This window comes from uncultured Maribacter sp. (assembly GCF_963977385.1).
In the GTDB taxonomy this organism is placed as follows: domain Bacteria; phylum Bacteroidota; class Bacteroidia; order Flavobacteriales; family Flavobacteriaceae; genus Maribacter.
This window is the reverse complement of the sequence record NZ_CAXBOU010000019.1, coordinates 31360-51670: the sequence shown is the minus strand read 5'-3', so window position 1 is coordinate 51670 and position 20311 is coordinate 31360. Positions and strand designations below refer to the sequence as shown.

Genomic DNA, 20311 nt, shown 5'->3' with positions numbered 1-20311 from the left:
GGTATGGCTTAAAGTTTTTGAAATATGCAACAACAAGAAAGGTTGGCGGAATTTAAAAAATCTGTCCAAAATAAATTTAACGTCTATAACAGTCTATTCCTTAATTTACCTTACAAGAATATTGAGAATGTAGGTATGTTAATTCCGTTATTGCTGAACCAATCAGAAAAAGGTTTAAGTAACGGTCTTAATCCGAAGGAAATTCTAGAGAACTTTTTCGAGAATTTTGTGGAAATAAAATCAGAAAAAGAGCAGATAGATTTTATGTTTCGCATCATACAATATGTTGAGCGACAAGTAGTACTATATGATAGTGTTGAAGATGCTGCATTCCCAAAACTACAAAAGCATTCTAGTTCATTGTCGTTGAAAGATTATTTTCAGTTGGTTGAAAAAAATAATTCATGGGATACTATTTGGGATAAGCTAAGCACCTTTAGTGCTAGAATAGTACTAACAGCACACCCAACACAGTTTTATACTCCTGCTGTTTTAGATATTATCACCAACCTAAGAACATTGATTTTAGAAGATAAAATTGATGAGATAGATGTAGGGTTGCAACAATTGGGGCTTACCTCGTTAATAAATGCTAAGAAACCAACACCATTGGATGAAGCGAAGAATATTATATATACACTAAGACATGTATATTATGATGCTATTGGTGACATGTATGCGTATATAAAAGGTAGTGTTGGTTCTAAAACTTTTGAGAATCACGATATCGTTAAATTAGGATTTTGGCCAGGTGGTGATCGTGATGGTAATCCGTTTGTTACAGCAGATATAACAAGAGATGTAATGAACGAGCTTCGTTTAACATTAATGAAATGTTATTATAACGAGTTAAAGAGCCTTTTACATAAACTTACGTTTAAGGATGTTCAAGAGCCGTTGCAAAAATTACGCTCTAATTTATATAGCGCAATGTTCGATAGTTTAAAAGATATTGGATACGAGGATTTAATTGTTCCTTTAGAGGAAATTAGACGAATCTTAATAGAAAAATATCAGAGTCTTTATTTGAGTGATTTAGATCGCTTTATCGACAAAGTGAAAATTTTTAAAGTGCATTTTGCCACAATAGATATTCGTCAAGACCATAGTATGCATACCAAGGTTATTGTAGAAGTATTAAAAAAGAAAGAATTTATTAAGGAAGACCTTAGTGAACTTTCTGAAGAAAAGCTGATTGGTATTTTACTTCACGAAAATTTACAATTGGATCCGAATGACTATGAAGAAGAAATTGTAAAGGATACAATTAAGAATATTCTTCAGTTGCAGACTATTCAGGACAAGAACGGAGAGGAAGGTTGTAATAGGTATATCATTAGTAATTCTGAAGATATTTTCTCCATCTTATTTGTTTATGCCCTTTTTAGATGGTGTGGTTGGGCAGATAAGAAAATAACGTTTGATATAGTTCCTTTATTTGAAACCATGAAGGGTATGGACAGCGCTCAAGATACAATGCGATTTTTGTTCGACTTGGTAGAATACAGAAATCATTTAGAAAATAGAAACAACAAGCAGACTATAATGTTAGGTTTCTCTGACGGAACCAAAGATGGAGGTTATTTAAAAGCGAATTGGTCTATCTTAAAAACAAAAGAAGAGCTTTCTGCCGTATGTGGTGAAAATGACATTGCGGCTATTTTCTTTGATGGTAGGGGAGGACCGCCAGCGAGAGGTGGTGGTAAAACACATCGTTTTTATGCAGCACAGACCAAAGAAGTTGCGAATAACGAAATTCAACTTACTATTCAGGGTCAAACGATTACTAGTACTTATGGTACAAAAGAACAATTCATATATAATAGTGAACAATTATTGACTGCAGGGTTGTCAAATACTATTTTAGGAAAGGAAATTTCCATTTCTGAATCGGATAGAAAGTTAGTTGGAGAGTTGTCTGAATTAAGCTTTAAGAAATATGATGATTTAAAACATCACGATAAGTTTATGCCGTATTTAGAGAATATGAGTACACTAAAGTATTATACGAAAGCTAATATAGGTAGTAGACCAGGTAAGCGAGGTAATAAAGCTAAATTAGAGTTGTCAGATTTACGTGCCATTTCATTCGTAGGATCTTGGAGTCAATTAAAGCAAAATGTACCAGGTTACTATGGTATTGGTACCGCTTTAAAAACGTTGGAAGATGATGGTAGATTTGAGGAAGCAAAGAAATTATATGAAGAAGTACCTTTCTTTCAGGCCTTAATGATGAATAGTATGATGAGTCTTTCTAAATGTTATTTTGAATTGACGAGTTATATGAAAGAGAATGAAGAATACGGAGCATTTTGGGAAATACTACATGCAGAGTATAAATTATCAAAAGCAATGTTGTTGAAATTATCTGGAATGGAAATTTTAATGGAGAAAGAAGCAATCTCTAGAGAGTCTATTAAGATACGTGAGAACATTGTTCTACCATTACTGGTTATACAGCAATATGCGCTACAAAGAATAGGCGAAGGAACCGAGTTCAAAGAATTGTATGAGAAAATTGTAACTCGTTCTTTATATGGTAATATTAATGCCAGTAGAAATTCAGCATAATTCTTCTAAAAGTAGAATTTAAAAAGGGACCAATTTGGTCCCTTTTTTGTTTTATTGAATAATAATGAAAAGTTCTAGTTCGGTGTGCTCAACAAAGCATAGAAAAGTTGAATACCATAGGCAATCTGTCCAATTTTTAAGTTCTCATTCGGACTGTGTTGATTGTTATCAGGATTTACCATTGGAACAATAAATGCTGGTATTTTTAATTCGTTTATAAATGGTGAAATAGGAACTGTACCCCCCATAATTCTAATTTGCACCGGTTTTTCACCAAATTTATTCTCCATTGTTTTTACAATAGAATTACCAAACGGATTATTTAAATCTGTGCGAAAAGCATCGGTTACTGAACCTTCTACAATGGTAACGATGTGGTTATACTTCATACGTTCCTCTTTCGTAGGTACGGTATTCATGACGTGATACCCTTGTTTTTTAATATGGTCTTTTACTAAAGTCTTTAGACGGTTGCCATCAGATTCAGGTACCAATCTCAAATCTAATTCTGCCGTAGCCGTAGCAGGAACAATTGTCCTTGCTTGATCACCGATCCAAGCAGAACCTAATCCTCTAATATTCAAAGAAGGGTATTGTAGCGCTTCTTGATAAAAACTACCTACTTTTTCAGGAGTGGAAATGGCTAAATTAGAATTGATTTCCTCCGCATTATCAGGTACGCTCTTTAATATTTCAAGAGTAGCCTCATCTAAAGTGATTCCGTCATAATACCCCTTTATCAGTACTTTACCATCACTATCTTTCATGGTAGCTAATAATTGAGCTAATTGAAACCCAGGGTTTGGTGCGTAATTACCATAATGACCACTATGTTGAGGTTTTAGAGGACCGTAAGTGGTCAATGACAACGTAGTAATTCCTCTACAGCCATAAACTATAGTTGGTTTTTCTGAAACATGTACAGGCCCATCATTAATGATTAAAAAATCTGCTTTAAGTAAATCTTTATAGGTGCGTACTGCTTTTGGTAAAGGAGCACTACTTCTTTCCTCTTCACTATCTAAAATAACTTTTACATTGTAAGGAATATCAACATTTTCTTTTCTTAGGATATCAATAGCGTTTAAGAACATTACGATAGGACCTTTATCATCTGAAGTTGATCTACCGAAAAGTCGCCAATCATAATTGATATCATCAGTTAAATCAGAAAATGCTTCCGTTTTCCAGCCATCATCTGTTTTTGATTTCAAAACTACTTTGTAAGGGTCTGGTTGGTCCCATTTTGAAGGATCAACAGATTGTCCATCCAAATGCATATAAAATAAAATAGTAGGCTTACTATCGTCTACTGGTAGTGCGGCGAAAAATAGGGGTAAACCTTCAGTGTCTAAAATAGAACTATTAAATCCTCTTTCGGTAAACTTTTTTCTAAGCCAGTATAGATTAGAATCAATATCATCTGCATTCAATGCATCATTTGGTAATGCAACAAAGTCTCTTAACTCACTTATAGAATTAGCTACCTTAGATTTTATTAAAACGGAATCTTGGGAGTAACTAAAACAAATTGATAAAAGGAATAGGAAGGAAAGTGATTTTTTCATGAATGCTTTCGTAGATATATTCTTTAAAAGTAATGAAAATGAAGGGAATTCAATTCGAAATGAACCACTACATATGTTAAGGTTTCTAGTGTTACATGATTATAATAGATGTTACTGAAACAAGGTCAGTTTGTTATGAAATATTAAGCAGTATTATAAATGCAAAAGTTGTATAATATAGCTATATCTTATTTTAAAGAATTTAAAAAAACTTAGAATCCTTTGTTCTGTAGAGAATAGATATAGTGCACTAATTTCTTTTAAGACGAATTACAAACTTCTAAAACACGTTTAAACTAGAATTAAAATAACAATATCTAACGAATTAATTCTATGTAATGCTATTTGGTTTGAAGAATTTCATAATTATTAATCGAATCAGAAGTACAAATGGAAAGCCATGTAATAGTACGTCAAACCAATCCATAAATTGCATTTCTTGTGCACCTCCAATTATCCATTTTAATTTTCCATAAAGATGTGGCTCCGGAAAAAAAGGTGCCATACCCAAGGTAAGGCATAAAAGTAATATCAGTTTCCAATTGTTTAAGAACTCTTTCAAACTAACGTATTTGATTAATGAAGTTGGCTATTTTGGAAATTCCGTGAGCCGTTAAATGCTTAATAAAAGCAGAGCCTATAATGGCTCCTTTTGCAGTTTTTGTGGCTTGTTGAAAAGTCTCTGCATCTTTGATACCAAAACCTACAATCTGAGGATTCTTTAAATTCAGTGATGCAATTCGTTCGAAATAGTTTTCTTGTTCTTTTCCAAATCCTGATTTTGAACCTGTTACACTTGCTGAACTTACCATATAGATGAATCCGTTAGAAGCTTCGTCTATTTGTAGAATACGTTCATCACTTGTTTGTGGCGTAATTAAAAACACATTTACAAGTCCGTATTTTTTAAATATAGCTTCATAATCTGCTTGATAAACATCTAAGGGTAGATCTGGCATAATGAGTCCGTCGATACCAATTTCTTGACATTTTCTGCAAAATGCCTCAACGCCATATTGAAGCATCGGGTTGAAGTATCCCATAATTATTAATGGGATAGATACCGATTTACGAATATCTTTCAATTGGTTAAAGAGTATTTCTGTAGACATACCATTCTTCAGTGCAGTTGTTGAACTTTCTTGAATAGTTGGGCCATCTGCTAAAGGGTCACTGAATGGTAAGCCTATCTCAATCATGTCAACACCACTCTTTTCTAAATCTTGTATGATTTGAACGGTATCATTTAGTACTGGGTAACCTGCAGTGAAGTATATGGAAAGAAGTTTTTTATCTTCTTGTAATCTATTATTTATTCTATTACTCATCTTGTTATGCTAGCTTAAAATAATCTATATAAGTGTTCAAATCTTTATCACCACGACCAGAAAGGCTTATTACAACAACATCATCTTTCTTAAATTTTTTGTGGGCAAAAATCGCAAATGCATGTCCGGTCTCAATGGCCGGTATTATACCTTCGAGTTGAGAAAGTTCTAACCCTGCTGCCATGGCTTCATCATCGGTGGCGGAGTAAAATTCTGCACGACCAGATTTGTATAAATGAGAATGCATTGGTCCTACACCTGGGTAATCTAAACCAGCAGAAATAGAGTAGGGTTCTGTAATTTGACCGTCAGTAGTTTGCATCAACATGGTTTTGCAACCATGAATTATACCCACTTTGCCAAGAGCTGAAGTTGCTGCGCTTTCTCCGGAATTAATTCCTTTACCCGCAGCTTCAACAGCGATAATACCAACTTCAGGCTCATGTAAAAAGTGATAATATGTTCCAGCAGCATTACTGCCACCGCCAATACATGCTACTACATAATCAGGGTTTTCACGACCTTCTTTTTCTTTTAGTTGCCATTTTATTTCTTCGGATATAACAGACTGAAAACGTGTAACCATATCTGGGTAGGGGTGTGGCCCAATCGCAGATCCTATTATGTAGTGTGTATCTACAGGATTGTTAATCCAATCTCTAATCGCTTCGTTTGTAGCATCTTTCAAAGTTCTACTTCCAGATTTTGCAGGTCTAACCTCTGCTCCCAACATTTTCATTCGGGCTACATTGGGGGCTTGGCGAGCAATATCAATCTCACCCATATAAACTATACATTCTAGTCCCATTAAAGCACAAACTGTTGCGGTAGCAACACCATGTTGACCAGCACCTGTTTCTGCAATAATTCTAGTTTTACCTAATCTTTGAGCCATTAGAATTTGACCAATAGTATTGTTTACCTTATGCGCCCCTGTATGGTTGAGGTCTTCTCGTTTAAGATATATTTTACAACCGTACTTTTCAGAAAGACGTTTGGCAAAATATAATGGAGATGGTCTGCCAACATAATCTTTTAATAGCTGGTCAAATTCTTTTTGAAAAGAATCCTCATGCATAATTTTAAGATAATTGGCACGCAGTTCCTCAACATTGGGATATAACATTTCTGGAATAAAGGCACCGCCAAATTCCCCATAATATCCTTTTTCATCGGCATTATAATTCATAGTGCTTTTTTAAATAGTTGTAATTCTTCAATTTTTTTTAATCCTGGTACTGTTTCAAATTTACTGTTAACATCAATTGCGTAGCAGTATTTTGATTCAGGTAATTTTATAAACTCATTTATGTTATCCAGGTTATTCAAACCAATACCACCACTTAAAAAATAAGGTTTGGTAGAAGTATATTTTTTTAAAACAGACCAGGCAAAAGTATAACCATTGCCGCCGGGTAATTTTCCTTTGGTATCAAAAAGGTAATAGTCACATACATTCTCGTAAGGAATCAAAGCATTAAAATCGAACTCTTCTTTGATAGAGAAGACTTTAATGATATCTACTTTTTGGTTTATTTTTTTTAATTCAGCAGCTATTTTAGAACAGTATTCTGGACTTTCATGGCCGTGTAATTGCAACCCTTGTAACTGATGTTTCTTAACTTTTTCAATGATATAATTAGGCTCTGCATCAACAAAAACGCCTATTTTATTAATGTTATGAGGAAGGTCAGGAATTTCTCCCTCAAAGAATCTAGACGAATTTTCCCAGAAAATAAAACCAAGGTAGTCTGGTCGCAATTGTGCAACTTCAGCCGTATTTAGTTTCATTCCGCAGACCTTCAGTTTCATATTTCTATTTTAAATTTTGGATAAAGTCGATAGCACTTTGTCCTGGGTTATCGGTCTTCATGAAATTCTCTCCGATAAGAAATCCCTCATAACCATACTTTTTTAAATCTTTAATGGCTTCAATAGAGCTAATACCACTCTCTGAAACTTTTACAAAATCATCAGGTATCAATTTTGATAAGGATTTGCTAGTTTCTAAACTAACCTCAAAAGTTTTAAGGTTTCTATTATTAACCCCTAACATATCTAAGCTAGGCATAATTGATTTGTTCAATTCTTCTTCATTATGCACTTCTAGCAGCACATCTAATCCTAAGCTTTTGGCAAGCTCGGAAAAGGTTTTGATTTCTTGTTTTGTTAATACGGCAGCAATTAATAATATAACATCTGCGCCATAAGCTTTTGCCTCTATGATTTGATATTCACTGATAATGAATTCCTTACGAAGTAATGGTAGTTTTACCGATGCTCTAGCTAAAATTAAATCTTCAATAGAACCGCCAAAATATTTGATATCTGTAAGTATGCTCATACCACATACTCCGGCTTTTTCATAGCCTATTGCAACTTGCCCAACATTTGCATTTTGGTTGATGCTTGCTTTAGAAGGAGACCTACGTTTAAATTCAGAAATTATACCCGTTTTACTTTGCTTCAATGCATGAGATAAAGAGGTTGTTTCTCTTTCAAATAGCGCTGACACTTCATATTGTGATACCGGAATTATCGATTTTTTTAAATCTACTTCTTTGCGTTTATCCGCTACTATTTTATCTAGAATGTTCATTTCTTTTTTTAATGTCATTTCGAAGTACGAAGCAATCTTTTCTTTTCTAATACTTGAATAATAATTTGCTTAGTCGCAAAACGCCTGGCGTTATGACGTTTTAATTTCTACTTAGTTCTTGTATTTTCTTCAATGCAGCCAAACCTTTTCCACTTAGTAAAGATTCTTTGGCTTTTTCAAAACCTTCTAGAGGTGTTAAGTTGTTCACTGTCGCAATTGCAATACCGGCATTAGCACAAACCACATTATTTTGAGGTTCGGTACCTTTACCTTGTAAAACGTTTAAGAAAATTTGGGCAGAAGAATCAATAGAATCACCACCAACAATATCTTCTTGCCGTATTTGTTTCACACCAAAATCTGATGGTTTTAGCATGCTCTCAGTTTTGTTAGATATAGTCTTTGTATTTCCTGTTAAGGATATTTCGTCGTAACCATCTAAAGCATGTAAAACAGTGAAATTTTTATCGGTCTTCTGATATAAATAGCCATACATGCGAGCTAGTTCTAAGTTGAAAACGCCTACCATTTGATTCTTTGGGAACGCAGGGTTCACCATAGGTCCTAGCATATTAAAGAACGTTTTCACTCCTAAATCTTTGCGAATGGGAGCCACATTTTTCATGGCTGGATGAAATAATGGAGCATGAAGAACACAAATACCAGCCTCATCGATACACTTTTCTAGAAAGCCGGCATCATTACTGAATTTAATTCCAAGAAACTCCATCACATTACTACTGCCACATTTAGAGGATACTCCGTAATTACCATGCTTAGTAACTTTTACTCCCGCACCTGCAGTAACAAAAGAGGCTAAAGTAGATATGTTAAATGTATCTTTTCCATCACCACCAGTTCCGCATAAATCAATTGGGTTGTAAGCTGATAAATCAACTGCCAAACATAAATTTAACAATGCATCTCTAAAACCTTCTAGTTCTTCGATGGTGATACTTCTCATCATATACACCGTTAAAAAAGCGGCTATTTGGCTTGTATTATAATCCCCTTTTGCAATATTGACCAAAATACGTTCCGCATCGTCTTTGGACAATATTTCGTGATTTATAAGTTTATTCAGTGTTTCTTTCATCCTTTTAATTGTATTTGGTGAAACCTTGTTACTTTCTACTAAGCTTTAGCGTTTAACCAATTTTCTAACATTTTTTTTCCATGGGGAGTCAATACCGATTCTGGATGAAACTGCACCGCACGAACATCGTATGTTTTATGACGTAAAGACATAATTTGTCCGTTTTCGTCAAGTGATGTTACTTCTAGAACATCCGGTAAATCAGGATTCACCACCCAAGAATGGTACCGGCCAACTTCAATTTCTTCAGGCATACCTTCAAAAATCACATCCTCTTTAATGATTTTTATTTTAGTCGCTATTCCGTGATAAACCTCTTCTAAATTAATAAGCGTACCGCCAAATACTTCTGCAATTGCCTGTTGACCTAAGCAAACACCGAATATACTTTTGGTGGATGCATATTTTTTAATGATTTGCTTTAATAAACCTGCTTCATCTGGAATACCAGGGCCTGGGGAAAGCACTATTTTTTCAAAAGCATCTATTTCCTCCAACGTAAGTTGGTCGTTTCGTTTTACAACAACTTCACAATCTAATTCTTCTAAGTAGTGAACAAGATTGTATGTAAAACTGTCGTAATTATCTATGACTAGTATTTTCTTCATCTTAAATGTCTTCGGCTATTTCTAGTGCTTTGGTTAAAGCACCTAATTTATGATAGGTTTCTTGTAGCTCGTTTTCTGGGTTGGAAGCTGCTACGATACCTGCTCCTGCTTGGTAATGCAGTTCATGATTTTTGCTAAGAAATGTTCTAATCATAATGGCATGGTTAAAATTGCCAGAAAAGTCCATAAACCCGATAGCGCCACCATAGTATCCACGACTTGTTTTTTCGTATTTTTCAATAAGCTGCATGGCCATATGTTTTGGTGCGCCACTTAAGGTGCCAGCCGGAAAAGTATCGGCTACCACTTTCATGGTTGGAATATCACTCTTTTTCATTCCGGTAACTTTTGAAACTAGATGAATTACATGAGAGAAAAATTGAACCTCTCTGTAGTTTTCAACTTGTACAACGTTGCCATTTCGGCTTAAATCGTTCCGAGCTAAATCAACTAACATTACATGCTCACTATTTTCTTTGTCGTCAGCTTTTAATTCCTTAGCAAGTTCAGCATCTTGTTCATCATTTCCAGTTCTTTTGAATGTGCCAGCAATTGGGTGTATTTCTGCTTTTCCATCACTTACAATTAGTTGCGCTTCTGGAGAGCTTCCGAATATTTTAAAATCGCCATAATCAAAATAGAATAAGTATGGAGAAGGATTTACCGAACGTAATGCCCTATACACATTAAATTCGTCACCTTTGAATCCTTGAGAAAATCTACGGCTTAGTACCAGTTGAAAAACATCACCACGTTGGCAATGTTTCTTGGCCAAAGCAACTTGTGCTCTAAAATCTTCATCTTCTAAATTTGATTTACGTTCACCCTCGATGTTGAAATTATAAGTCGCAAAACTTCTGATGTTTAAGAGTTGCTCTATTTCAGGTATATTATTTTCAGTATCATAACAATGAGCAAAAAGATAGGCTTCATTTTTAAAATGATCTATAGCAATTATATTTTGGTATACCGCATAATAAATATCTGGTATTTTAATAGTATCGTCCTTTACGGTTAATTTGACATCTTCAAAATAGCGAACGGCATCGTAGGCCATATACCCAAAAAGACCGTTGTTTATAAATTTAAAGGTATTAGTATCCGCTTTAAAAGCTCTACTAAAAGATTCAATGATATCAACAACATTAGTATCTGAAGTAATGGATGATTCTTCTACTAAACCGTCAGGAAATTGTTTGGTGATAATTTCGTTTTCAACCTTAATTGATGCAATAGGATTACAACATATATAGGAGAAACTGTTATCATTAGCATGGTAATCACTGCCTTCTAATAAAATACTATTGGGAAAACGGTCTCTAATTTTTAAATAAATACTTACCGGCGTTAACGTGTCGGAAAGAATTTTTTTATGATATGTCTTAAATTGATAGGCCATAGGTACTTTTATAAAATAAGGAAGGCTTGTCGTGATGACAAGCCTTTATATAGTTTTACTACAATGATGCTATGCTCACGTTGTTATTCGTAAGTTGTTCCACCACCAAGTATTTACAATTAAATTTTTCATTGAGCTTCAAATATATAAAGGAATTTCAAACTTTCAAACTTTCACTCATCAAAAATAAAAATCCCTTTGATTATATACCAAAGGGATTTAAAATTGTTTGAATTTAATTTAGGTAATACTTAAATCAAAAACAATTATAGAGCTAAATCTACAACTAAATCAAAATCATCATAAATGGCTTTATCACCAAGATTATCAAAAAAGCTACCAGAACCATATTTAATATCAAATTTTGTTCTGTCAACTTTTACAGTAACTGTTGCTTTATTCTCGAACATAGAAACTACTAAAGTAACTGGCTTTGTAATTCCTTTGATAGTTAAATCTCCAGTAACTGTATATGAATTTTCATTCATAGGTTTTACAGAAGTAAAAACTAGTTTAGAGGTAGGATTAGCATCTACACCAAAGAAATCTGCAGATTTTAAGTGACCTTCCAATTTTTCTTTTCCTTGACCAGATTCTAAATCATTATTAGATAAGGTCGTCATATCTACTACGAATTCGCCGCCTATTAATTTCTTGCCTTTCATTTCTAAGAAACCAGATTTCAATTTAATTGAGCCATTATGCTCCCCAGTAACTTTATAGCCTTTCCAAGTAACGGTACTTTCGCTAACCTTTACTTCTTTCTTTTCATTTTCAATAGGAGTAGAAGCTGTTGCCGTTAGACCAAAAACTGCTACTAATGCGATACTTAATATTGTTTTTTTCATGTTTTTTAATTTTAAATTGTTTGTGTATTTATTTAAATAAGGGTGATTAATTGTTCTTTGGAATATCTGACTTTTGGGTAATTTTGAGTTGCATCATCATCTGATCTATAGCCTATAGCTAAAACAACTGCAGCGTTCAAATTGATATCATTTAACCCTAAAATTTCATTGTATTGGTTCTTGTCGAAACCTTCCATTGGGCAAGTATCAATTTTCATTTCAGCTGCAATAGTCATGATGTTTCCTAAGATTATATAAGCTTGACTAGATGTCCAACTATTTTTTTGAGCATCTGGCAGGCCTAATAATGAAGATTTCATTATTTGAGAAAAACCTTCAACATCTTTATTTGAAACACCACGAGTTTCAATAATGTTGGCAATATAATCATCAACCATATTGCCATCAAATGTAGGTTTGTTGGCAAGCACTATTATATATGATGCATCTGTAATTTGCGGTTGGTCAAAAGAAGCCTTTCTTAGTTTTGCCTTTATATCATTATCCTCTATAGCAAAAATGTGATAGGGTTGTAACCCATAAGAAGATGGGGTTAATCTAGCAGCCTCTAAAATCGTTTCTAAATCTTCCTTACTCACTTTTTTAGAGGTATCGAATTTTTTAGTGGCATATCGCCAATTTAATTTGTCTAGTACTGTATTCATTGTATGATTTTACTTAAAATTTATTTAGTAATGTATTCAATTCGTGTAATTCAGATTCATTAAAATTTTTAAGTATCGCCTTTTCCGTTTCAAAAAGTATACCGTCAATTCTCTTTAAAATATTTAATCCTTCTTTTGTGATTAAGATTTCTACTTTTCTTCTATTTTGTTTACAAATATTTCTACTCACAAAACCTTTCAAAAGTAATTTATCAACTAGTCTTGTGGTATTGCTCATTTTAGAAACCATTCGTTCATTAATAGTTGAAAGATTTGCGGGTTTACCTTTTTGACCTCTTAAAATACTAAGCACATTAAACTGTTGAATTGATATATCGAAAGGTTTTAAACTTAATGCCACTTCTTCATCGACCTTATTCATAACTAAAGACAAATGAATAATTGTCCGTTTATGTAATGACATTTCAACATTCGTTTTTATAATTTCTTCAACATTCATGTATGTACAATATTTGTATATACAAATGTATATTTTTATTTGATTTGTTTTTACTTTTGAAAGAATAAATTTTTGTTAAAAATTTGTTCAAGGCATCATTAAGGAAAAATCGATTATTTTTACCGGATAATATTTATACTATGGCAGATTTATCACAACAAGAGTGGGAAGAGCAATTGGAAAAGGATTCCAATGCCGTAATTCTTGACGTAAGAACAGAAGAAGAAATTGAAGAAGGAATAATTCCTAATTCTATCAATTTAGATATTTATAAAGGTCAAGGATTCATTGAAGAGCTTGAAAAATTAGACAAGTCAAAAAACTATTATGTTTACTGCAGGTCAGGAAATAGAAGCGGACAAGCTTGTGCAATCATGAAAAGCGTTGGCATTGACAATGCATTTAATCTTCAGGGAGGTTTTATGAATTGGGAAGGGGAAACAGCTTAATTTTATTTTTTTACGGAAAAATTACACCCGCTTTATAGCGGGTTTTTTACTTTTATAGAATGAGGGAAGATTTACTTCATTTTGTATGGATGTACAGAAAGTATCCTATTAATGGTTTGGTAACTTCTACGGGTGATAGAATAAATGTTGAATCTACAGGTATTCACAATCATTTAAGTGGTCCAGATTTTTTTAATGCCAAAGTCCAATTGAATGGTCAATTGTGGGCTGGTAATGTAGAGATTCATGTGAAATCTTCTGATTGGTATGCACATAATCATCAAGAAGATATTAACTACGACAATGTAATATTACATGTGGTTTGGGAAGATGATGTCTCCGTATTTAGAAAAGACGGTAGTACAATACCGACCTTATCATTAAAGAAATATATCCCCTTAAAATTATTAGAATCCTATCAAACACTTTTTGATTCTAGGAATTATAAATTCATTAATTGTGAAAATGAGTTTGATACGGTCGATGTGTTCATGAGAAAGAATTGGTTAGATCGATTATTTGTAGAAAGGTTAGAAGAAAAATCCGTTTTTATAAATCAATTACTTGAAGAGACAAATAATGATTGGGAGCAGGTTTTATTTATAATGCTATTAAAAACGTTTGGTACTAAAATTAATAAGGATGTTTTTGTTGAATTGGGAAAAAATATTGATTTCTCAATAATTAGAAAGCTTCATGCAAAACCCTTAGAGTTGGAGAGTCTACTAATGGGGCAAGCAAGATTTTTAGAAGATGATCAAGAAGCCGATAGTTATCATAAATCATTAAGAAAAGAGTATACTTTTTTAAAACATAAGTATCAGCTTAATCAACCATATAAAACTCCTGAATTTTTTAGATTAAGACCTCCCAATTTTCCTACCATTAGGCTTGCACAATTAAGTGCTGTTTATTCTACGAATAATAACTTATTTCATTTAATAATTGAACAAGAGTACCCTGACATTTCTGAAGTTTTCAATTTAGGAACAAGTGAATATTGGGAGACTCATTATAACTTTGGTAAAACATCTAAAAAGAGTATTAAGAAAACCTCAAGCTCATTTTTAGATTTGCTGATGATCAATACTATTATTCCTTTAAAATTCTGCTATCAACGGTACAAGGGTAATGTAGATAATGAACTTTTGTTTAGAATGATGAGCGCTATTAAGAAAGAAGAGAATAGTATTATCGCTAATTATAGGAAATTAAATATTCCTATTAAAGATGCGAAAGAGTCCCAATCATATATTCAATTATATTCTGAATATTGTATTAAAGACAAATGTTTAGAATGTGCCGTTGGTGCATCTTTAATGAATATAAAAGGCTAATTTTATACGCAATGAATGTATTCTATAAACTATTGCTTTACTTTCAAAAAAGAGGTTTTGAGGTGTGTGGTAGAATTGCTGAGCGTTTAGGTATAAGGGCTAGAGTAGTTCGCACATCATTTATTTATCTAACATTTGTAACGGTTGGTTTTGGCTTTGCGCTTTATCTTTTTTTAGCTTTTTGGCTTAGAATTAAAGATTTAATTTATACCAAACGAAATTCTGTTTTTGATTTGTAATCTATGATACAACTATTTAAGTCTAAAATTTATCTGGCATTGGCCTTAATGCTTATGGCATTAGCATTTGGGGTGCTCGGGTATCGATTTGTTGCGGACTATTCTTGGGTTGATGCATTTTACATGACCATAATTACAGTAACTACAGTAGGCTTTTCAGAGGTGCGCCCAATGGGTCCAGAAGGCAAGATTTTCACCATAGTGCTCATTGTCACCAGTGTTTTTATATTTGGATTTGCAATTTCTGTAATAACAGAATATTTAATCAGTAGAAACTCATTACAATTACTAAAAAAGAAGAAAATGAAGAATATCATCGATAAATTGAATCAGCATGTAGTCGTTTGTGGATTTGGAAGAAATGGTATGCAGGCAGCTGAAAAATTAAAGGCATATAAAAGGCCATTTGTGGTTATTGAAAAAGATAAGGAAATAATTGAACGTTACAGTGAGGATATTTTATTTGTGGAAGGTGATGCAAATGATGATGATGTTCTTTTAGATGCTGGTATAGAAAGAGCGCAATATTTAATTGCTACGCTACCGGATGATGCTGCAAACCTTTTTGTTGTTTTATCGGCACGCCAAATGAAAAAAAATCTTTTTATTATTAGTAGGGCCTCATTGGTGAATTCTCAAAAGAAATTATTTCTTGCCGGCGCCAATAAAGTAATAATGCCAGATAAAATAGGCGGAGATCACATGGCTTCATTAGTAGTTATGCCAGACCTTATTACTTTTATGGATAAACTTTCAATGGAAGGGGAGAATACGACCAACTTAGAGGAAGTCGCAATTGAAGAATTTTCTAATAAAAATGAATTCAATTCCATTAGAGATTTAGACTTACGTAATAAAACAGGATGTACGATTATAGGATATATAGCTCCAGATGGTAACTACATAATAAACCCCGAGGCTGATTTAAAACTTCATCCAAAAAGTAAGGTTATTGTTTTGGGAAGACCAGAGCAAATTAAAAAGTTAAATCAAATGTTCCATTTAGAATAATCATCTTTTATCGCTTTTATATTTGATTGCATCCAATATTTTTAGGATATTGCTAGAATAACTAACTAAATCAAAATAAATTTTAAACTTATGAAGTATAAACTTCTAACTCTATTAACATTGTTAATACCGTTTATAACCATTGCTCAAGAAAAAGGTTTAGATGAAATAGTAAATGATGCTTTTATGCCTTTCGCAACATGGTGGGAAGCTACAGTTTTGACTCCAATAACAATTGCGGGTTACAACATTCCAATCGTATTAATATTGTTAATTGTTGGCGCTACCTTTTTTACTATTTATTTTAAATTTCCAGGTATTACTAGATTTCCAATGGCAATAAATGTTGTTCGAGGTAAATATGAAGAAATAGAAAAGTATGGTTTAGAGAAAGTACAGCTGCATATGACCGAAGATGGTGATATACCTGATACGATAAGAGATGAGAGTGAAGAAGGGGAGGTTAGTCATTTTCAGGCATTGGCGACCGCAGTTTCTGGAACAGTTGGTTTAGGTAATATTGCAGGTGTGGCTGTTGCAATAGCATTAGGAGGTCCTGGTGCTACATTTTGGATGATTGTTTGCGGTCTAATTGGTATGTCGACAAAATTCGTAGAATGTACGTTAGGGGTGAAATATAGAGATGTAGGCCCTGATGGTACGGTATACGGTGGTCCAATGTACTACTTGTCAAAAGGACTAAGCGAAAGTAACATGAAAGTTTTAGGTAAAATTCTTGCAGGAACTTTTGCTGTACTTTGTGTAGGCGCTTCTTTTGGTGGTGGTAACGCATTTCAGTCTAACCAGGCTGCAGTACAGCTGACATCAATGTTTAATCTCGAAGGTGGTGCTACTGGCGTCATTATTGGAGTAATACTTGCTGTTTTAGTGGGTATTGTTATTATCGGAGGAATTAAAAAAATAGCAAGTGTAACCGAAAAGATTGTTCCATTCATGGCCGGTATATATGTTGTGGCATCATTGGTGATCATTTTTGCTAATATTAAATATATAGGAGATGCCTTCGTGATGATTTACGATGGTGCTTTTTCTCCAGATGCTGCAATAGGTGGTATCGTTGGTGTAATTATCGTAGGTTTTCAAAGAGCTGCATTCTCTAACGAGGCAGGTGCAGGTTCTGCTGCAATTGCACACTCGGCTGTTAAAACAAGATATCCTGCAAGTGAAGGTATCGTTGCTTTATTAGAACCTTTTATTGATACAGTAGTTATTTGTACTATGACAGCTTTGGTTATTATATTCTTTAACATGGATGCTGGTGCATTTGATTATGGTAATGGTGTTGGAAGTACAGTTCTTTTAAATGATACTGGCGCTTATGTCGGTGGTGTAGATTTAACGTCTATGGCTTATGACTCTGTAATACCGGGTTTTAGATATGTACTTACGATAGCGATTATATTATTTGCCTTTTCAACGATGATTTCTTGGTCTTATTATGGACTTCAATCTTGGAAATATTTATTTGGTAGAGGTAAGGTTGCAGATATCGTTTACAAAGTATTGTTTCTTATGTTCGTTGTTATTGGTGCAGCGGCAACGTTAGATGCGGTAATTAAGTTTTCTGATGCAATGATTTTAGCGTTGGTTTTTCCAAACATGATCGGCTTGCTTATTCTTTTTCCAAAAGTGAAGAAAAGTTTAGAAAGATATTTAATTGCAATCAAAAAGGTATATTAATAGACTGACTTTGAGAAAATTAAAATCCCACTTCAAGTTCAATAAACAAGAACGAAGTGGGATTTTCTTTTTGTTGCTTTTCCTTATAGTTCTTCAATTAGGGTATTTTATACTCGACTTTTATCAATTAAATGAAAAATACCCATTAATTATAGATAGCGATACTCAGGTAAAGATTGATTCACTGAAAAACGCTTTATCGAAAAGTGATACCATCCAAATGTATCCTTTTAACCCTAATTATATATCAGACTTTAAAGGGTATACATTAGGTATGTCAGTTGATGAGATTGACAGATTACATAATTTTAGAGAGACTGATAAATTCGTGAATTCAGCAAAAGAATTTCAAAGAGTTACTAGCGTTTCCGATTCATTACTAAATATTATTTCCCCTTTTTTCAAATTTCCTGAATGGACAAGAAAAGCTACTTTTAAATATGGGAAGAGAAGTGTTGAAGTGAAGACAAATACTAATACTGAAAAATTAGTTTGGCAAGATTTGAATGCAGTAACGGCTGAAGAATTACAACGAATTAATGGAATAGGGGAGAAGCTGTCGGCAAGAATTATCAAGTTCAGAGATAGATTGGGTGGATTTTTGGTGGATGATCAACTGTTTGAAGTCTATTATTTAGATGAAGAAGTTGCTAGCCGTATTTTAAAACGATATAAAGTGATAAATAAGCCAAATATTGTTAAGATTAATATTAATACTGCTACAGCAGAAGAACTATCGAAATTAGTATATATTCAAAAAGTAGTGGCTCAGCGCATAGTAAATTATCGTAATCTCAACGGAAGTATCAATTCATTGAGCGAATTATTAAAAATAGAAGAATTTCCCGCAGAACGAATTGACAGAATTAATTTATATTTGTCACTATAAAAAAAATGCTATGCAAAGTATGTACTTCACTGAAGAACATCAATTATTTAGGGCGAGCCTAAAAGATTTTTTACAAAAAGAAGTTGTTCCTCATATAGACAAATGGGAAGAGACAGGTACTATTGAAAGGTTCATATGGAAGAAATTCGGAGATATGGGCTATTTTGGCCTAGCCACTCCAGAAAAAGATGGGGGCTTAGGTCTTGATTTATTTTACACCGTAGTTTTGTTAGAAGAACTTCAGAAAGTTAATTCTGGTGGTTTTGCAGCTGCAATTTGGGCACATGCCTATTTAGCAATGACCCATCTCAATAAAGAAGCAGATTCATTTGTTAAGGAAAAATATTTACGACCAAGTGTCGATGGTGATAAAGTGGGTTGTCTTTGTGTATCTGAGCCTTTCGGAGGTAGTGATGTAGCAGCGATGCGAACAACTGCGGTTAGGAAAGGTGATTTTTATATTTTAAATGGTTCTAAGACCTTTATTACAAATGGTGTATATGCAGATTACATGATTGTAGCAGCTAAGACATCACCTGAGTTAGGGAATAAAGGAATCAGCATTTTCGTGGTTGATAGACATAGTACAGGGGTTACCGCTAATAAATTAAATAAATTAGGTTGGCGGGCATCCGATACTGCAGAGCTGGCTTTTGATAATGTGCAAATTCCTGTAGAGAACTTAATGGGCGATGAAAATATGGGTTTCTCATATATCATGGAGCATTTCTCTTTAGAACGATTAATAATGGGGATTAACGCTCATGCTAGATCAGAACATGTTTTAGAATATGCTCTTAATTACATGTCAGAGAGAGAAGCTTTTGGGAAATCAATTAATAAATTTCAAGCTTTAAGACATAGGGTGGCAGATTTGTATGGAGATATAGATATGTGTAAAGAGTATAATTATTCGGTTGCCTATCGTTTAGATAAAGGGCAATATGTGGTGAAAGAAGCTACAATCTCTAAACTGAAATCTACAAAAATGGCAGATGAGGTAGCTTATGAGTGTTTACAGTTCTTAGGTGGTTATGGGTATATAGAAGATTATCCAATGGCACGTAATTTTAGAGATAGTAGATTGGGGCCGATAGGAGGAGGAACCTCAGAGATTCTAAGAGAGATTATAGCTAAGATGGTCATTGATAAAAAAGAATATAAACCAGCTAAGGTTTAAGATAAGGAAACTAAAGTTTTTAAAAATCAGAAAATAGGTTGCCTAAATGAATATAGTTATTATATTTGCAGCCTTAATCATAAAGAGAGGAGGTTATAGCCCATGTTAATAATACCAGTAAAAGAAGGAGAAAACATCGATAGAGCTTTAAAACGTTTCAAACGTAAGTTCGATAAGACAGGTACAATGAGACAGTTACGTAAGCGTCAACAGTTCAATAAACCATCAGTTGTTCGAAGAGCACAGATACAAAAAGCAGAATATATTCAAGGTCTAAGAGATCAAGAGGAAATTTAAGCTTTGTTATAGTGAAATATAAATCCCGCAATTTGCGGGATTTTTTTTGTTTCGAACCCAAGTGAT

General features: G+C 33.5%; 21 protein-coding genes. 9 read left to right on the top strand and 12 right to left on the bottom strand.

Translation table 11 applies throughout. The features are described 5' to 3' along the window. Positions 1-24: 24 nt before the first annotated feature. On the top strand, positions 25-2571 hold the full coding sequence (locus AAC084_RS17630) for a phosphoenolpyruvate carboxylase (protein ID WP_339841561.1): 2547 nt from the start codon (positions 25-27) through the stop codon (positions 2569-2571). A gap of 74 nt (positions 2572-2645) precedes the next feature. Here the strand turns inward: AAC084_RS17630 and AAC084_RS17625 are convergent, their stop codons facing one another. The 12 genes from AAC084_RS17625 to AAC084_RS17570 all read right to left on the bottom strand — a co-directional run bounded on the left by AAC084_RS17625 (position 2646) and on the right by AAC084_RS17570 (position 13142). Further along, positions 2646-4139: a M20/M25/M40 family metallo-hydrolase gene (locus tag AAC084_RS17625; protein ID WP_339841560.1), complete on the bottom strand. Its 1494-nt coding sequence runs from the start codon at positions 4137-4139 to the stop codon at positions 2646-2648. 331 nt (positions 4140-4470) lie between these two features. Next, positions 4471-4701 carry a hypothetical protein gene (locus tag AAC084_RS17620; RefSeq protein ID WP_339841559.1) on the bottom strand — a complete coding sequence of 77 codons (231 nt, stop codon included), beginning with the start codon at positions 4699-4701 and terminating at the stop codon, positions 4471-4473. Between the two features lies 1 nt (position 4702). Then, positions 4703-5467, bottom strand: coding sequence for a tryptophan synthase subunit alpha (gene trpA / locus AAC084_RS17615; RefSeq protein WP_339841558.1), 765 nt, complete (start codon positions 5465-5467; stop codon positions 4703-4705). Between the two features lie 4 nt (positions 5468-5471). Further along, positions 5472-6656 (bottom strand): tryptophan synthase subunit beta, encoded by a 1185-nt coding sequence (gene trpB, locus AAC084_RS17610; protein WP_339841557.1) that lies wholly within the window; start codon positions 6654-6656, stop codon positions 5472-5474. After that, positions 6653-7279: a phosphoribosylanthranilate isomerase gene (locus tag AAC084_RS17605; RefSeq protein WP_339841556.1), complete on the bottom strand. Its 627-nt coding sequence runs from the start codon at positions 7277-7279 to the stop codon at positions 6653-6655. The genes trpB and AAC084_RS17605 overlap by 4 nt, the downstream gene beginning before the upstream one ends. 4 nt (positions 7280-7283) lie before the next feature. Then, positions 7284-8066 (bottom strand): indole-3-glycerol phosphate synthase TrpC, encoded by a 783-nt coding sequence (trpC, locus tag AAC084_RS17600; protein WP_339841555.1) that lies wholly within the window; start codon positions 8064-8066, stop codon positions 7284-7286. Between the two features lie 100 nt (positions 8067-8166). Continuing rightward, on the bottom strand, positions 8167-9162 hold the full coding sequence (gene trpD / locus AAC084_RS17595; protein WP_339841554.1) for an anthranilate phosphoribosyltransferase: 996 nt from the start codon (positions 9160-9162) through the stop codon (positions 8167-8169). A gap of 38 nt (positions 9163-9200) precedes the next feature. Then, positions 9201-9770, bottom strand: coding sequence for an aminodeoxychorismate/anthranilate synthase component II (locus tag AAC084_RS17590; RefSeq protein ID WP_339841553.1), 570 nt, complete (start codon positions 9768-9770; stop codon positions 9201-9203). A 1-nt stretch (position 9771) separates the two neighbouring features. Then, entirely contained in the window at positions 9772-11169 is a 1398-nt protein-coding gene (locus tag AAC084_RS17585) for an anthranilate synthase component I family protein (protein ID WP_339841552.1), read from the bottom strand. A 266-nt stretch (positions 11170-11435) separates the two neighbouring features. After that, a complete protein-coding gene (locus AAC084_RS17580; RefSeq protein WP_339841551.1) occupies positions 11436-12017 on the bottom strand; it encodes a YceI family protein in 582 nt (193 codons plus the stop codon). 32 nt (positions 12018-12049) lie between these two features. Next, positions 12050-12682, bottom strand: a complete 633-nt coding sequence (locus tag AAC084_RS17575; protein ID WP_339841549.1) for an NAD(P)H-dependent oxidoreductase — start codon at positions 12680-12682, stop codon at positions 12050-12052. A gap of 13 nt (positions 12683-12695) precedes the next feature. Further along, positions 12696-13142: a MarR family transcriptional regulator gene (locus AAC084_RS17570; protein ID WP_339841547.1), complete on the bottom strand. Its 447-nt coding sequence runs from the start codon at positions 13140-13142 to the stop codon at positions 12696-12698. A 140-nt stretch (positions 13143-13282) separates the two neighbouring features. Here AAC084_RS17570 and AAC084_RS17565 point away from each other — a divergent pair, with 140 nt between their 5' ends. The 8 genes from AAC084_RS17565 to rpsU all read left to right on the top strand — a co-directional run bounded on the left by AAC084_RS17565 (position 13283) and on the right by rpsU (position 20245). Then, positions 13283-13591 carry a rhodanese-like domain-containing protein gene (locus AAC084_RS17565; RefSeq protein ID WP_339841546.1) on the top strand — a complete coding sequence of 103 codons (309 nt, stop codon included), beginning with the start codon at positions 13283-13285 and terminating at the stop codon, positions 13589-13591. Positions 13592-13650: 59 nt separating this feature from the next. Further along, positions 13651-14928 carry a DUF2851 family protein gene (locus tag AAC084_RS17560; protein ID WP_339841545.1) on the top strand — a complete coding sequence of 426 codons (1278 nt, stop codon included), beginning with the start codon at positions 13651-13653 and terminating at the stop codon, positions 14926-14928. Between the two features lie 11 nt (positions 14929-14939). Beyond that, a complete protein-coding gene (locus tag AAC084_RS17555) occupies positions 14940-15167 on the top strand; it encodes a PspC domain-containing protein (protein ID WP_027067864.1) in 228 nt (75 codons plus the stop codon). 3 nt (positions 15168-15170) lie between these two features. Next, a complete protein-coding gene (locus AAC084_RS17550) occupies positions 15171-16178 on the top strand; it encodes an NAD-binding protein (RefSeq protein ID WP_339841544.1) in 1008 nt (335 codons plus the stop codon). A 90-nt stretch (positions 16179-16268) separates the two neighbouring features. Next, complete coding sequence (locus AAC084_RS17545) at positions 16269-17879, top strand: alanine/glycine:cation symporter family protein (protein ID WP_339841543.1); 1611 nt, start codon at positions 16269-16271, stop codon at positions 17877-17879. A 10-nt stretch (positions 17880-17889) separates the two neighbouring features. After that, positions 17890-18768 (top strand): helix-hairpin-helix domain-containing protein, encoded by an 879-nt coding sequence (locus AAC084_RS17540; RefSeq protein ID WP_339841542.1) that lies wholly within the window; start codon positions 17890-17892, stop codon positions 18766-18768. 10 nt (positions 18769-18778) lie between these two features. Next, entirely contained in the window at positions 18779-19948 is a 1170-nt protein-coding gene (locus tag AAC084_RS17535) for an acyl-CoA dehydrogenase family protein (protein WP_339841541.1), read from the top strand. A gap of 102 nt (positions 19949-20050) precedes the next feature. Next, positions 20051-20245 (top strand): 30S ribosomal protein S21, encoded by a 195-nt coding sequence (rpsU, locus tag AAC084_RS17530; protein ID WP_027067859.1) that lies wholly within the window; start codon positions 20051-20053, stop codon positions 20243-20245. Positions 20246-20311 lie beyond the last annotated feature (66 nt).

What these genes read in the sequence shown, in the direction of transcription:
- AAC084_RS17625 (WP_339841560.1), bottom strand. Translation starts at nt 4,139, where the DNA reads ATGAAAAAATCACTTTCCTTCCTATTCCTTTTATCAATTTGTTTTAGT.
- trpB (WP_339841557.1), bottom strand. Translation starts at nt 6,656, where the DNA reads ATGAATTATAATGCCGATGAAAAAGGATATTATGGGGAATTTGGCGGT.
- AAC084_RS17560 (WP_339841545.1), top strand. Translation starts at nt 13,651, where the DNA reads ATGAGGGAAGATTTACTTCATTTTGTATGGATGTACAGAAAGTATCCT.
- AAC084_RS17555 (WP_027067864.1), top strand. Translation starts at nt 14,940, where the DNA reads ATGAATGTATTCTATAAACTATTGCTTTACTTTCAAAAAAGAGGTTTT.
- AAC084_RS17565 (WP_339841546.1), top strand. Translation starts at nt 13,283, where the DNA reads ATGGCAGATTTATCACAACAAGAGTGGGAAGAGCAATTGGAAAAGGAT.
- AAC084_RS17535 (WP_339841541.1), top strand. Translation starts at nt 18,779, where the DNA reads ATGCAAAGTATGTACTTCACTGAAGAACATCAATTATTTAGGGCGAGC.
- trpD (WP_339841554.1), bottom strand. Translation starts at nt 9,162, where the DNA reads ATGAAAGAAACACTGAATAAACTTATAAATCACGAAATATTGTCCAAA.
- AAC084_RS17585 (WP_339841552.1), bottom strand. Translation starts at nt 11,169, where the DNA reads ATGGCCTATCAATTTAAGACATATCATAAAAAAATTCTTTCCGACACG.
- AAC084_RS17575 (WP_339841549.1), bottom strand. Translation starts at nt 12,682, where the DNA reads ATGAATACAGTACTAGACAAATTAAATTGGCGATATGCCACTAAAAAA.
- AAC084_RS17605 (WP_339841556.1), bottom strand. Translation starts at nt 7,279, where the DNA reads ATGAAACTGAAGGTCTGCGGAATGAAACTAAATACGGCTGAAGTTGCA.
- AAC084_RS17630 (WP_339841561.1), top strand. Translation starts at nt 25, where the DNA reads ATGCAACAACAAGAAAGGTTGGCGGAATTTAAAAAATCTGTCCAAAAT.
- rpsU (WP_027067859.1), top strand. Translation starts at nt 20,051, where the DNA reads ATGTTAATAATACCAGTAAAAGAAGGAGAAAACATCGATAGAGCTTTA.
- trpA (WP_339841558.1), bottom strand. Translation starts at nt 5,467, where the DNA reads ATGAGTAATAGAATAAATAATAGATTACAAGAAGATAAAAAACTTCTT.
- AAC084_RS17570 (WP_339841547.1), bottom strand. Translation starts at nt 13,142, where the DNA reads ATGAATGTTGAAGAAATTATAAAAACGAATGTTGAAATGTCATTACAT.
- AAC084_RS17550 (WP_339841544.1), top strand. Translation starts at nt 15,171, where the DNA reads ATGATACAACTATTTAAGTCTAAAATTTATCTGGCATTGGCCTTAATG.
- AAC084_RS17590 (WP_339841553.1), bottom strand. Translation starts at nt 9,770, where the DNA reads ATGAAGAAAATACTAGTCATAGATAATTACGACAGTTTTACATACAAT.
- AAC084_RS17580 (WP_339841551.1), bottom strand. Translation starts at nt 12,017, where the DNA reads ATGAAAAAAACAATATTAAGTATCGCATTAGTAGCAGTTTTTGGTCTA.
- trpC (WP_339841555.1), bottom strand. Translation starts at nt 8,066, where the DNA reads ATGAACATTCTAGATAAAATAGTAGCGGATAAACGCAAAGAAGTAGAT.
- AAC084_RS17545 (WP_339841543.1), top strand. Translation starts at nt 16,269, where the DNA reads ATGAAGTATAAACTTCTAACTCTATTAACATTGTTAATACCGTTTATA.